This is a genomic window from Micromonospora sp. NPDC047707 (assembly GCF_040704235.1).
In the GTDB taxonomy this organism is placed as follows: domain Bacteria; phylum Actinomycetota; class Actinomycetes; order Mycobacteriales; family Micromonosporaceae; genus Micromonospora.
Genome location: NZ_JBEYSU010000059.1, coordinates 1 through 13,079, shown reverse-complemented (window position 1 = coordinate 13,079; position 13,079 = coordinate 1). Strand labels below are relative to the sequence as shown.

At 67.8% G+C, this 13,079-nt stretch carries 12 protein-coding genes and 1 pseudogene; 10 read left to right on the top strand and 3 right to left on the bottom strand.

Annotated features, from left to right (window positions below):
* Positions 1-87: 87 nt before the first annotated feature.
* The 7 genes and pseudogenes from AB0873_RS30275 to AB0873_RS30245 form a co-directional block, all read left to right on the top strand.
* A pseudogene (locus AB0873_RS30275) lies at positions 88-633 on the top strand (cell division protein FtsK); the annotation flags it as partial.
* 142 nt (positions 634-775) lie between these two features.
* Positions 776-1,024 (top strand): hypothetical protein, encoded by a 249-nt coding sequence (locus tag AB0873_RS30270; protein WP_366604028.1) that lies wholly within the window; start codon positions 776-778, stop codon positions 1,022-1,024.
* Positions 1,025-1,047: 23 nt separating this feature from the next.
* Positions 1,048-1,371 carry a hypothetical protein gene (locus AB0873_RS30265; RefSeq protein WP_366604026.1) on the top strand — a complete coding sequence of 108 codons (324 nt, stop codon included), beginning with the start codon at positions 1,048-1,050 and terminating at the stop codon, positions 1,369-1,371.
* Between the two features lie 208 nt (positions 1,372-1,579).
* Positions 1,580-2,530, top strand: coding sequence for a bifunctional DNA primase/polymerase (locus AB0873_RS30260; RefSeq protein WP_366604025.1), 951 nt, complete (start codon positions 1,580-1,582; stop codon positions 2,528-2,530).
* Positions 2,527-4,086, top strand: coding sequence for a hypothetical protein (locus AB0873_RS30255; RefSeq protein WP_366604023.1), 1,560 nt, complete (start codon positions 2,527-2,529; stop codon positions 4,084-4,086). The genes AB0873_RS30260 and AB0873_RS30255 overlap by 4 nt, the downstream gene beginning before the upstream one ends.
* A 618-nt stretch (positions 4,087-4,704) precedes the next feature.
* Positions 4,705-5,061 carry a helix-turn-helix domain-containing protein gene (locus tag AB0873_RS30250; protein WP_366604021.1) on the top strand — a complete coding sequence of 119 codons (357 nt, stop codon included), beginning with the start codon at positions 4,705-4,707 and terminating at the stop codon, positions 5,059-5,061.
* Between the two features lie 62 nt (positions 5,062-5,123).
* On the top strand, positions 5,124-6,638 hold the full coding sequence (locus AB0873_RS30245) for a LacI family DNA-binding transcriptional regulator (RefSeq protein ID WP_366604020.1): 1,515 nt from the start codon (positions 5,124-5,126) through the stop codon (positions 6,636-6,638).
* A gap of 553 nt (positions 6,639-7,191) precedes the next feature.
* Here the strand turns inward: AB0873_RS30245 and AB0873_RS30240 are convergent.
* Positions 7,192-7,833, bottom strand: a complete 642-nt coding sequence (locus AB0873_RS30240; RefSeq protein WP_366604018.1) for an XRE family transcriptional regulator — start codon at positions 7,831-7,833, stop codon at positions 7,192-7,194.
* A 101-nt stretch (positions 7,834-7,934) separates the two neighbouring features.
* Between AB0873_RS30240 and AB0873_RS30235 the strand changes: the two genes are divergently transcribed.
* Together AB0873_RS30235 and AB0873_RS30230 are read left to right on the top strand one after the other, a co-directional pair.
* Positions 7,935-8,585 (top strand): HAD-IA family hydrolase, encoded by a 651-nt coding sequence (locus AB0873_RS30235; RefSeq protein WP_366604016.1) that lies wholly within the window; start codon positions 7,935-7,937, stop codon positions 8,583-8,585.
* A 930-nt stretch (positions 8,586-9,515) separates the two neighbouring features.
* Positions 9,516-9,932: an SgcJ/EcaC family oxidoreductase gene (locus AB0873_RS30230; protein WP_366604015.1), complete on the top strand. Its 417-nt coding sequence runs from the start codon at positions 9,516-9,518 to the stop codon at positions 9,930-9,932.
* A gap of 466 nt (positions 9,933-10,398) precedes the next feature.
* On the opposite strand, the gene AB0873_RS30225 is transcribed toward AB0873_RS30230, so the two are convergent.
* The gene (locus AB0873_RS30225) at positions 10,399-11,658 is read right to left on the bottom strand and encodes a hypothetical protein (RefSeq protein ID WP_366604014.1); all 1,260 of its coding nucleotides are present in this window, start codon (positions 11,656-11,658) and stop codon (positions 10,399-10,401) included.
* A gap of 229 nt (positions 11,659-11,887) precedes the next feature.
* A complete protein-coding gene (locus AB0873_RS30220) occupies positions 11,888-12,253 on the bottom strand; it encodes a GntR family transcriptional regulator (RefSeq protein ID WP_366604012.1) in 366 nt (121 codons plus the stop codon).
* Positions 12,254-12,593: 340 nt separating this feature from the next.
* Between AB0873_RS30220 and AB0873_RS30215 the strand changes: the two genes are divergently transcribed.
* Positions 12,594-12,971, top strand: a complete 378-nt coding sequence (locus AB0873_RS30215) for a hypothetical protein (protein WP_366604011.1) — start codon at positions 12,594-12,596, stop codon at positions 12,969-12,971.
* The last annotated feature ends 108 nt before the right edge of the window (positions 12,972-13,079 follow it).

Below are 13,079 nucleotides of genomic sequence, written 5' to 3'. Positions count from 1 at the left end.
CGATAGAAGCGTCAGAACTCCTATCCTTCCAGCTCAAAGGGCATCTTCTATCTTTGGGCTCTCACCAACCCAATCCTCATCGGTGGATCGAGGCTCAGCGTCGCCGACCAGACGGCAAACGACATGATCCTCGGCACCTCGGCCTACAAGAACGGCTACCGCGCCACCGTGTTTCAGCCGGTCATCGAGGCCGGGTGGGGCATCCTGCGCGGGTTCGGCCCGAAGGCGTCGGCGGTGCGGTCGTTCTACGTCGACACCACGGCCGCCGGGCGGATCGTGGCCCGCGCGGTTGCGCTGCGGACCACGGCGGGGACGCTGCCCAAGCCGGACGAGCAGACCCGCGATGTCGGGCCGGTGGCGGACGTGCTCGGCGACCTGGCCCGCGTCTGGCCGGGCGACGACAAGGCGGCGTGGAACGAGACGCTGTGCGCGCTGCTGGCCGAGCTACGGCCCGACGTGTACGGCGGGTGGGAAGCCGCGCAGCTCACCACCGCCCTCAAGCCCCACCCGGCCGTGAAGGTCGGCGACGTGGGCCGGCGCATCGACGGCAAGGCCACCACCCGGCGCGGCATCAAACACGCCGACCTCCTCGCGGCGATTGCGGAGCGTGATCGCAAGCGGTCCGCCGGCTAACCCGCCCGAAGGGTGCTAGCGCTAGCGGCCCGACCTGCTAGCGCTAGCACCCCCGCTAGCACCCCATTCAAATCATGAGCTGCGCGCTAGTAGCTAGCAGCTCACAGCCCCGCATGCCCGAAAACCGGCCTGGGAGGCACGTGTGGACCCCCTGCTCGCCCTCGCTATCACCCTCGCCGCGATCCTCACCCCGGTCACGCTCGGTTACGCCGGGCTGTGCTGGGTCAAGCCCTTCACCACCTGCCGGCGGTGCGCCGGAACCGGCCGCACCACCACCCGCGTCCTGCGCCGCCCGCGTGCCTGCCGCCGCTGCGATCGCGGTCTGCGGCTGCGCGCCGGCCGGTGGATCTACAACCAGTTCGCCCGGCTCCACCGCGAGAGCACCCGCTGACCCGACCCCCGGAGGAACCCGCCATGACCACCACCACGACCGCCGACCGGGCGGCCCGGTTCACCAACGGTCAGCGCGCCGTGCTGATCGTCTGCGCCCCGACCCGGATCACGCCCGGCGCACTGGCGCACCGCCCCTCCCGCACGGTCATCGGCACCGATGCCGAGGGCAACCCGACCCACACCGGGCGGCCGTCGTTCACCGCCGACCGGAGTTGGGCCACCACCCCGGCCTGCCAGCCCGACCCCGACCCGGCCGACCCGCACGCCGGGCGCGGCTGGTGTGAGGTCACCGCCGGATGGGCCGACCACTGCGGCGCGCTGGCCTGCCCGACGTGCTTCACCTGACCGGGCCATGACCGCCCCGGCCTGCCGGCACTGGATCGGCACGGCCGGCCGCTCCTGCGGCGCGGTCGAGGGTGTGCGCCCGTTCCTGCAAGGGCCGCGCTGCCCGGCGCACACCCCGGCCGTGATCGCCGGCCAGCCCGAACCCCGATCCGCGCCGATGCCGCGCCGGCAACCCGCCCCCGCCCGCTCACCAACAGGGAGGCATCTCATGCCCAACCCCGATCTGCTCGCCGCCGCCCTGGCCCACGCCGGGCGCGGCTGGCACGTCTTCCCGCTTCGTCCGGACGACAAGCGGCCCGCGTTCCCCGACCACACCGCCGACGACTGCACCGGCCGTGACCCCCGCTGTCACGCCGGGCACGTCGGGTGGGAGGCCCGCGCTACCACCGATCCCGACCGCATCCGCCGCGCGTGGTCCCGCCGCCCCTACGGGGTCGGGGTCGCGTGCGGGCCGTCCGGGCTCGTCGTCATCGACCTCGACGTGCCGAAGAACACCGACGACACCCCGCCGAGCGAATGGGCGGGCGCGCGAGACGGCGCGGACGTGCTCGCCGCCCTGGGCGACCGGCACGGCGGCGCGATCGAACCGACCTACACCGTCACCACCGGGCGCGGCGGAAGCCACCTCTACTACCTGCACCCCGAGAGCGGGCCGGAGCTGCGCAACACCACCGGGGACCGGGGCGGACTCGGATGGAAGGTGGACACCCGCGCCCACGGCGGCTACGTCGTGGCCGCCGGCTCCACCGTCACCGGCCGCCCCTACACAGTGGCCCTCGATTGTGAGCCCGCGCCGCTGCCCGCGTGGCTCGCGTCGCTGCTCACCCCGCCGCCGCGACCGGTCTACCGGCCGACCGCTGTTGCGCTGCCGGCCGACCGGCGCGGCCGGTACGTCGCTGCCGCGATCCGCCGGCAGGTCGCCCACCTGACCGCCGCTGGCGGGGGGCAACGCAACCACGCCCTCTTCACGTCGGCGGTGGCCCTCGGGCAGCTCGCCGCCGGGGGCGCGCTCACCGAAGCGGACGTGACCGCCGTCCTGGAGCCGGCCGCGCTGTCGCTGGGCCTGCCGTCCGGCGAGGTGGCCCGCACGATCGCGTCCGGGCTGCGCATCGGGGCACGCCAGCCCCGCCACCTCGCCAGCATCAGGGAGGCAGCATGACTGAGCGGTTGCAGATCGGCACCGGCCCGGAGTCGATCCGGGTGCTCAAGGCCGCGCTGGTGGGCGGGGTGCTGCCGGACACGTACGTGTCGGCCGGGTCGCTGGTGCACATGGAAGCCGTCTCGGGTGGGCTGGCCGCCGCCGCTGATGAGGACTCGCCGTTGCCGGTGTCGGCCAGCGTGGTCACCCCGGCGGGGCTGGCCGGTCTGCTCGCCGAGCACGCCTACGTCTACCGGCTGCGCTCGCGCAAGAGCGACAGCGGCGACCCCGAGACGTTCGAGGAAGAGGTGACCCCACCTCGGGAGATCCTGTCGTCCGTGCTCGCGGGAAAGACGTGGCCGGGTGTGCCGCCGCTGCGCGGGATCATCGGTGCCCCGGTGCTGCGGCGTGACGGCACGCTGTTGCAGAAGCCCGGCTACGACCCGGCCACCGGCCTCTACCTCGCCTCCAAGGTCGCGCTGCCGCCCGTCCCGGATGTGCCCACCCGCGAGCAGGTGAACGAGGCGCGGCGGTTCCTGCTCGGCCGGTTCCTGCGCGATTTCCCGTGGGCCAGCGCGGCGGACCGCGCGAACTATGTGGCGCTGCTGGTGACGCCGATCCTGCGGCACTTCACCCGCTGCCTGACTCCGTTCGCGCTGATCGACGCCACCATGCCCTCCTCCGGTAAGACGATCCTCACCGCCGGGCCGGGAATGCTCTACGGGCAGCGCGTCATGCCCTGGGCCTACTCCGACGAAGAGCTGCGCAAGTCCATCACGGCCGTTCTCGCGGAACAGGTGGGCGTGGTGATCTGGGACAACCTCGCCGAAGGCACCGTCATTGACTCGGCGGTGCTCGCGCAGCTCATCACCAACGGCGTGTGGTCCGACCGGCAGTTGGGCGCATCCCGCAACCTCGCGGTGGTCAATGACCGGCTGTGGATGGCCACCGGCAACAACCTGCAAGTGGGCGGAGACATGGCCTCCCGGACGGTGCGGGTGCATCTCGACCCGAACATGCCCCGCCCGGAGCTGCGCGACCAAACGGCGTTTGGCATCCCGCACCTTGACCAGTGGATCACCGTCCCGGCGAACCAACTGACTGTTCTCTGGCACCTTCTAGTGCTGGTCCTAGATTGGACCCGCCAAGGGGCACCCCGCGCGGCCGGGTTGTCGATGCGGCAGTTCACGCCGTGGGCGCAAGCCCTCGGCGGGTTCCTCCACCATCACGGCATCGACGGGTTCCTCACCAACGCCGCCGAGGTGCGGGAAATCGACGAAGACGAAACGCGCTGGCGCGCGTTCCTCACTTGCTGGCACGACCGCCACGGCGGCCGTGCGCTCACGGCGGCTGAGCTACGCCGCGACGCGGAGCCGATGCACTTCGGCAGCGACATTAACGACCCGTGGGACGGGCAGTTCATCACTACCCACGCCGGCCGGCTGCCCAACCCGCTGCAACTCGGCCGGATGCTCACCGGACAAGCCGGACGCTGGCGCGGCCAGTACGTCATCCGCGCCGGCCGCAGCGAGCGAGGCGACCGGGGCGTGTTCTGGGTCGAGCACCACGACGGGTGAGGAAAACCGGCTGAACCATCTCCGCATCTCCGCAACGCCGCACAAACCCCGGCCTACCAGCGGAAACACGCTGCGGAGATCCAACCGATAGACCAGACCCGATCTCCGCATCTCCGCACGATCTTGCGGAGATCACCGGAGCTTGCGGAGATGGCCTCCACCACCGGCCGTCAATCTCCGCAACTGTTTTCGCAGCTCACGGCCCTGTTTGCGGAGATGCGGAGATGCGGAGATGGTTCAGCCCCTCCCACAACACACGCCCAACCGCCACCGGCCCGCGTAGACCGGCCCGCTGAGAGCCCCTGAGAAGACTCGGCGCATCCCTTCACACCAACCCACCCGAGATCTTGGCTCTACGGCGCACTCAGCGGCCCGCCCTACGCCCCTCTGCCAACCCGGCTGCCCAACCCACCAACTGACCCGCCCGACGACCGAAAGGCCGCCAGCATGCGAATCAGGCTGCACGGCACCCCCGCCGAAACCGCCGCCCACCCTCGCCGCGCTCACCCGCGTTCTCGACATCCACCACATCAGCCGGCCCTACCCCGACCGGCCTCCATCCATCCGCTACCGCATCTACCTCAGCGCCGTGCCCCGCGACCGTGAGGAGACCTGCCCGTGAAGCCGCACGATCTGAAGCTTCGTCGCGACAAGCCGGCCGGCCCCGGCCCGCTTTACCGGCCGGCGGAAGTCGCCAAGATTCTCCGCTGTTCCGAGTGGTGGGTAAAGGAGCAAGCGCGAAACGACCGCATCCCGTTCGCCTGGATCGGCGGTAGCTACCGATTTACTGACGAACACATTGCGGAAATCGTGCGGCTGTTCGAGCGGCGGCCCGCCACCGCTGCGTCGCCACAACGCGAGACCCCCGCGCCGCGTCGCAGTCGGTCCGAAAGCCCCGCGCCGGCAGTTCAGCTCAAGGCGCGTCGGCCCCGGCGGTCGCGCAATGTGGGCGAGCGTCCGTCCATCGCAGCCTAATTCAAGCTCGGTGCCGCCGGCGCGAGGCCGGGCGGCACTGCTGTATCCGAAGGGGGATTGATTTGGGGTACGCCGAGAAGCGTGGGGATTACTGGCGCGGCCGGTACAAGATAGATCGCGGAAAGTACGGCACCGTCAGCGACGACAACGGCGAAACCATCCGCTTCCGAACTAAACGCGAGGCCGAACGCGCGGCCAATGATGAGGAAACGAAGGTGCGCAACGGCCGGCGGCGCAACCCTGCCGAGAGCCGGATCACTTTCGGCCAGTACGTCAGCCGGTGGTACGCGGCTCAAGACCTGGCCGCGTCTACCTTGCAAAACTACAAGCGCCACATCGAGGAGCACCTGCTACCCGCATTCGAACACGCCGCCATCGCCGACATAACAGCTACCGACGTGGCCGCGTGGGAGAAGGAAGAAAGGACGCTCGGCTACGCCGAGTCGAGTATTAAGACCTGGCGCGCGACCCTCCACCTCATCCTTGCCGACGCCGTAGAAGAGGAACTACGCGACTCCAACCCGGCCACCCGTCGCCGTGGCCGAGGTAAACGCGCCGGCCGCACTCGCAATCGAGGCCCAGAGAAGGCGGTCACCAACCCGCTCGGAATTCTGCTGCTTGCCGAGCGGGCCGCGCTCCTATCCGGCCGTGACGACGAATTCGTGGCCGTTGTCCTCAAGGGCTACACCGGAATGCGGTGGGGTGAGCTTGTAGGCCTGGAGACGCAATACATGCGCCCGACCGGGTTGCGGGTGGAATGGCAACTCTACGAACTCGACACGGGAGAGCTTCACCGTTGCCCGCCCAAGGACGATTCCCACCGCACCCTCGACTTGCCTGAGTGGCTATTCAGCTTGATGTCGGACCATATTGCCCGCACGCGGCCGAAGCCGTGTACCTGTCACGGCCTCAAATACGTCTTCGGTGGCTACCGGGCCGCCAATGGGGCAGCGGCCCGACCGGGGCCAAAGCTTGCCGACGTTGCCCGCCGGGCCGGCGTTTCGGTCGGCACCGTCTCTGCCGTTCTGAACCGCCCGGAGGCGGTGCGGGAGACAACGCGGACCAAGGTTCACGGTGCGGTCGAAGACCTGGGCTACGTTCGGGGCAATGGTGTGTCGGGGGAGCTGGCCGCCCATTGGCGACGCAATAGCTTCGCTACGTGGCTGTTCCACCCGGCGGCTACGGGGTGGTATCCGAAGAAGGCACCGCAAGAGCCGCGCCCGGTGCCGGTTCTCGCCGATCCGTGGCCCGGTGTGCCGGTTCGCGGCCGGAACGCCGCCGCCCGCGCTGACTCGTGCTGGCTGCCCATCGCGCCCCGGCTGACGCCCCATGGCCTCCGGCACACCCACAAGACGGTCATGGTCGAGCTGGGCACCCCGCCGAAGCTGATGGACGAGCGGATGGGGCACGAGGACGGTTCGGTGCAGGCTCGCTACTCGCACGTGACGCCGGACATGCGGCAGCGACTCATGGCCGGTCTGACCGGCGTGTGGGAAATGGCGCTAGCGGCCCGCCGGGAGATGGCTCCCGGCTCGCCCGTGGCAGCGCTTGACCGGCTGTTGAAGGGTGGGACGTAGGGCGGCCGGTAGACGCCATTTCCAAGATCTTCTCCCAGATTTCTCCCAAAGGCACCCTTGGGAGACACCTCAGGGCCGGTCTCCCGTGAGGGAAACCGGCCCTGAGCTGGCCTTACTCTGGTCGGGGTGGCCGGATTTGAACCGACGACCTCTTCGTCCCGAAAGAATGAAAAGTCGTTGATGAGCTGGGCGAGCAGCCGGGGTGAGCTGCCGGAACAGTCCATCATCGTCTGTGGGCGTCCAGCGTCGGCCGCGCCGGTCGTCACCCAGTTGGTCACCCAGGGCGGGCCGGCCGGCTCGGCCGATGCCGGCCGGAGGTCGACAGCAGGCCGGGGCCGGGCCGGCGCTGACGGTGCCTACCCTCAGCTTGGGAAGGTGGCTGTTGTCCGTCCAGCAGCTAGGCCCGCCCCCCGGGTCGAGCAGCAACGCAGATAGGGGCGGCGCGGCCGGATGCTCGGTTCTGCTATCATCTGCCGCCCCCAGTTGCCCCCTCTTGACCGCTGCTTCGGGCACGCGCGTGCCCACACTGCCAATCTGTCTCCCGACGCCACGATCAGGGGTTACTCCTCCCGGAACCGGAGGTACGGAGGGGATAGCGGCGATCACGCGCACCTGTGTAAATGACGTTAATGGTGTAGCGGGTTGGCGCTCGTTTGACGTTGCGATAGGTGTGCGGCCGGTCGGCGCGAAAGTCCAGGGCATCTGTGGCTTCGACGGTGAAGGTGGCAGAGCCGACATCGACGGTGAGGATGCCGTCGGTGACGTGGATGAGCTCCCTGGTCCCGGCAGGGTGGCCCGTGTCATGGATTTCGTCGCCCGGATGCAGCCAGTGATCCCAAAGTTCATGGCGCCCATCGCTGATCAGTAGCGCGGCTTCGCTGAGTCCATGCATACCGTGTCGAGTGACAGCGGCGTCGGAACGCCGAAGTATCGTCCCTAACTGCCCCGGCAGCTCGATGAGTTCGCTGATAGGGACGTCGAGCGCAGCGCACAGGCGAGCCAGAGTCGCAACGCTGGGGTTGGTGCGCTGGTTTTCGATCTGATGGATCATGCCACGGCTGACACCGCTATGGGCTGCGAGGTCTTCCAACCGCCACCCCCGCGATCCACGAGCAGTCCGAAGATTCGCTGCCAAGGTGCGGCCCACCTCGGCAACTTCCGCTTCACTTGTGGACCTGCTCACCTTCTGCGTCACGCCTCCCCACCTTCCATGCCAGGATCTTGTTATTGATTCAACCATCCTGTCATTGCAAGGTACGTTGGACACTACTTCGCAAAGCAAGGGACGTAGCACCGATGCGCCAGCACCTCATCAAGGGTCATGCGATCTTGTTCGACCTAGATGGCGTCCTAGTCGACTCACTGAGCCTGATCGAACGCATCCTTCGCGAATGGGCGGCCGAACACAGGCTGGACGGCGACAGGGCAGTTGCCCTCTCTCACGGCCGACGGGATATCGATGTCGTCCGCATGATCGCCCCACACCTGAACGCCGAGGCAGAGAGCCGCCGTATCGTCGAGCGCGAGGAGCACGACTTTGATGGGCTGACGGCGACCCGAGGAGCAACCCGGCTGCTGTCCGCACTCCCGCCGGATGCCTGGGCCATCGTCACCTCGGGGGCCCGCGCCGTCGCCCAGGGGCGACTCGTTGCCGCCGGGCTTCCGCAGCCGAAGATCCTGGTGGCAGGGGACGACATCCAGCACGGCAAGCCTCACCCCGAGGGCTACCTAACTGCAGCCGCACTGTTGGGTGCGACACCCGCCCGATGCATCGTCGTAGAAGATGCACCGGCAGGCGTGCGCGCCGCACATGCCGCAGGCATGCAGTGCATCGGCATCGGCGGCGTTCTTGCCGACGTTGACGCCCTACTCGGCGCACGGGTCGACGGCCTACACTGCGTCAACGTGAAATCGGATGTCGAAGGCTTGCTAATCACCTGTTCATAGTCAAGAGTTGACCGCCCGCCTGTATGACGCGAACACATAAGGCCGCGCAGGCACCAAGCCACGCAACACACTGCGTCATCCCGTCTGCCATCGACCCGCCCTCCTGGGGAGCGGGCCGCCTCCCGGCCCGCCACGACGTACGGACCGTAACGGCTCGTGCGGGCGCTGGCGGGTTGGGCGGTGGCCTGCTCGGCTTGCCCGGATCGGTGGCAGACGGGATGGCTCCTTCCGCGACCACCCACGGACGGTGACCCGCCCGCGGAGCCCCGGCCATCCTGGAGCCGGAGCGCCCCCGCCGGAGGCGCACTAACAGCACCCCCGCGACCGCCGCCAGCTCGCCGACGCGGCCGGCGTCCGTTCCCCTACGCCGCGCGGGTCCTGGCCGCGCGGCCCGGCCGGCAGCCGGCCCACCATCACCCGTCAACGTTCTGCGGCGGCCCCTCCGGGCTTCCCGCTCTCGCGCCAGCTGCCGGGCGTCAGGCGTGACGGCCGCAGAGCGACAGCGGCAGCGGCCGGCGCGCGCCCAGGCGGCGGCGCGTGCGGCCCGTTCAGGGCCGCCTTGAAGACGTACAGAAAGTTTTCACCGCCTGGCCGGCGACATGGCCGGCGACATGGTGGCCGGCGACATGGCCGGCGACATGGTGTCGTACTCCGCATGATCCGTTACACGGTGGCTTCAGTTGATGGGTTACAGGGGCCATGAGCATGCCGGATACGGACCGTGGCGCCGACCGTCCACGACGGCTGGTGTGCCAGTCATCCGTTCTGCCGATGAGCGTGCATCCGGTCATCGACGAACCTCTCCGGACGACGGCATTGGTAGCCTCCGCGGAGGCTATGGATCTTGGCAGATGGTCGCTCGGTCGCGACGTTGTATTCCAGATCACGCTGTTGTTGACCTGAAGTTGAGTTCAGGTGCAAGATCTTGCAATGGACGCAACGACAGACCGTCAAGGTGAGATCACAGCCATCGAACACGTGGTCGCCACCATCGAACACGCGCAGAGCAACGAACTGGTCGAGGAGTTCGTCTCCCTGTTCCGCGAGGACGCCATCTGGACCACCGGGGCCGGCAAGCTCCTCATTGGCCGGGACGCCATCGCCGCATTCACCAAACAGGTTTTGCCCGGCGCGATGAAGGACCTCGTCCCTTCATACGAGGTCGTGCATGTGCTCTTCATCCGGACAGACGTGGCTGCGGTCAAGGTTCGCCAGAGGTACTTCTCTCGAAAGGGCGAGCCGGTGACCGACCTGGGCGAGGGCACTCCGATGTACGTGATGTCGAAGGAAGACGGTCAGTGGCGACTGACCGCCAATCAGAACACGGCCGTGGCGGCAAGCGCATAGAGCGGCTACGACACCACGGACCTCGTCGATGATCGTGATGTGAATGGCGGCCGGCAGCATGCGGCCGTCATCGCATTATCGCTACCCGCAATCGTGGCTGACCCCTCCCACGACACGAGCAGGCCCCCAAACCACATCCGACGGACCTTCAGTCCTATCCACGCGGTAGTGCGCGCCGGCAGTCGCTGTAGCCGATTGACCCCTTTCCGCGCACTGGCACCCACCGTCGTGCGACCGCCCGTGCACGGCGCGACTCACGCACGGATCTGCCGATGACCGCGCGTCTTGACCGGTATCGAGGATCGCGTACCCCAGCGATAGGCGGCACGCCAGTTACTCAGTGTGACAGCCTAGCCCGGAGAGAGCCGGCCAACCGTCACCCTTCAAGTGGGGCCGATGTGTAACGCGTCAAGTGGAGCCCGACATGGCCGGCAGCCGGCATAGGCCGGTAGGCCGGAGAGACAGGTCAGGCAGCAAGCCCGAGCAGCTCGCCTGCACGCGCGTTGAACTGCTGCACCTCGCGGACGTTGCTGTAGGGCTTCATCCTGCCTTGCAGGTCGCGGACGGTGGCGATGCAGCGAGATGAGTTGACAGAGGCCGCCAGGTCCACCACGTGGAGGCTCTTTGCTGCGGCTGACTCGACGTCGCCGCGCTCAAGGTCGCCAACCGCCAGTGCGGCATGGCTGAGCGCGCCTCTTCTGGCTCGTCCCTGTCGACGCGCACCTTCTGCTGACTCGGTAGCGAACTGCTCAAGTTGGTCGGGCTGACCAAGATCCCGAAAGCAGTGTGCTGCCTCACCAAACAGATACGGCGCGTCGATGAACTTCGCCCATTCCGGTTCGTTCTCGTGTACGACCCGGTTGAATGTGGTTTCGGCCTGCGTGATTGCTCGGGTCGCCGCAGCGCGTTCGCCAAGTGTCGCCAGGGCTCGGGCTTCCAGTATGTGGAGATCGGCTGTGCACGCTGGCGACTCCGTGTCCGAGAGTCCGCGACGACCGGCACGAGCGAGCATCAGTGCCTCATGCGGGTGCCCGAGCAAGTTGGCCTGGTCCGACATGCCGGCCAAGACATGTGCGCCGAGTGCGGCTGACCCGGACGCCTGCGCCAGGTGCAGGGCCTGGATTAAGTACCGCTGTGCTAGGCCGTGCTCGCCGTCGTCGTAGGCCATCCAACCGATCAGGTACGCGAGTTCGGCGGCTGCTTCGTAGAGCGCCTGTTCCACGGGACGTTGATGGTCGCGCTTTAGAAGTGGAACGACGTAGCTGCTCATGTACTCGATGAGCGCTGTGCGGGCATGTCCGCCGCCACGCATCACGTCCATCTCCTGGAACAGAGCGAACATGTCGCGGATACCGGCAACCTGCCGCATACCCACCTGTCGAGGACCCCGCTCGGTATGCACCTCATCCAGCGTCGCAAGCAACCAGTCGCGGCTGGGCGCACCCAACGCAGCCAGCACAAACGGAGCCTTGATGACGTGCCGGCGCTTCATGTCTGCCCTTCCAAGATCGATGATTGTCTCCACGGTTTTCAGTGGACTACCGCCGTACGACAACCCTCGCTCCGCGAGCGTCTCTTCATCCGGCATTCCAAGGTCACCGGGCGCGATGCGCCTGCCAAGCCGCTCGGAGAGCGCTTGCGCGATGAAGTTGGGAACCGGGGAACGCGGCCGTTCGCCCTTCTTGATCCACCGGTTGACGGCCGTGTAGTCGTTAGCGGAGCGCATGGCCTTCGTTCGCGCCAAGCTCGTTGATTCGCCGCGCCAGTCCGGCCCAGGACCATCGAGCTTCCGAGATCAGTGCAGCAAGGCTGTCGTTCGGCTCGTTCATCGCGACCCTCCCCTGCCGCCGAGGGTACTGGCGTCAGAGACCAGCGGAAAACCCCCGCATGGCCGGGCGAACTTCACATGGGCCTTCACATGGTGCCGTCACCGCAGGTGGCGCGGTTCCCTTGGATCATGTCGATCGAAGGTCACCGAGCGCGGTTCGCTCGAGCGCCGCAACTCGCTGTTCAAGCTCCCGCAACTCGGTGCGCAACGTGGACAGTTCGGCCGTCGGTTCCGCAGCTGCCGCCGAGATGTGGGGCAAAGGATCAACTACGAAGACTCCTCGACCTTGGGACGAAACCACAAGCCGTTCATCCCTCAGCACGCCCAAGGCGTTCTTCACCGTCATCAGCGCGACGCCGTACCGCTCGGCGAGGACGCGACCCGATGACAGGCGATCTCCCGGCTTCAATTCCCCTGAACGGATGGCCTGGCGTAGATCGTCAGCGATTTGCACGTACGGCGGTCGCCGGTCGTTCGGGTCAACTCTTGCCACTTGCTCAGCCTATCGAAGTTGACCAGGGCGCTCTAGGTCAGTTGAGAGCAGCCCATGCATGACTAGACCTGGCTAGCTAGCCCTAGTAGGGTGCTAGATAAGTGACCCCGGCGGGCTCCTACCCCCGCCGAGGTCGGTGCATCGGTCCTCGCGAAAGGAAACCACGATGCCTGTCCAGCGTACCGTTCACCCTGCTCTGTGTGCCTCGGGCCACTCTCCGGCGCTGTCTGATGCTCGCCTGCTGTCTGCTCTGGCGACGCTTCGGGACGCGCTGGGCCCTGGTGAGGCGCTGAACCTGCCCGCAGTCCTTGATCGGGCTGCTCTGCTGGCCTGTCTGTCCGTGCTCGGCACGAACACCACCCCTACCCCTGCCACCGTCCCCGCACCGGACGGCTCCTTCCTGCCGCCGCGTTGCAACTTCGCCGGCTACTGCGTCATGTGCGGCCAGCAGGGCTGCCAGTCCTCGGCGTGTATCGCCGACTTCGCTCGGACCGCGTGGGCGGTCTGCAACCAGTGCAACGGGGCCGGCGCGGACCCCGCGTCCTCGATCCCCTGTTCCTGCTGGGGCGGCCTGACCCAGATCGACACCGATGCGTGCTACTGGTGCGGCCGTCCGGGCTGCCAGTGGTGCCCGGCCAACTGTTGCCCCGACCCGCGCAACCCGCACTGCGATTGCCCGTCCTGCGCCGCCGAGGTGACCCCGGCGGTGGCAGCCTAATGACTGAGTCAAGGTAACCATTCAGCAGGTTCCTGAGTTGCAGTGATTTGATCTTGTTGGCGGTTTGGCGCATCCTGGCCGTCGTGTCCGACTCGCCGTCCGTTGTGG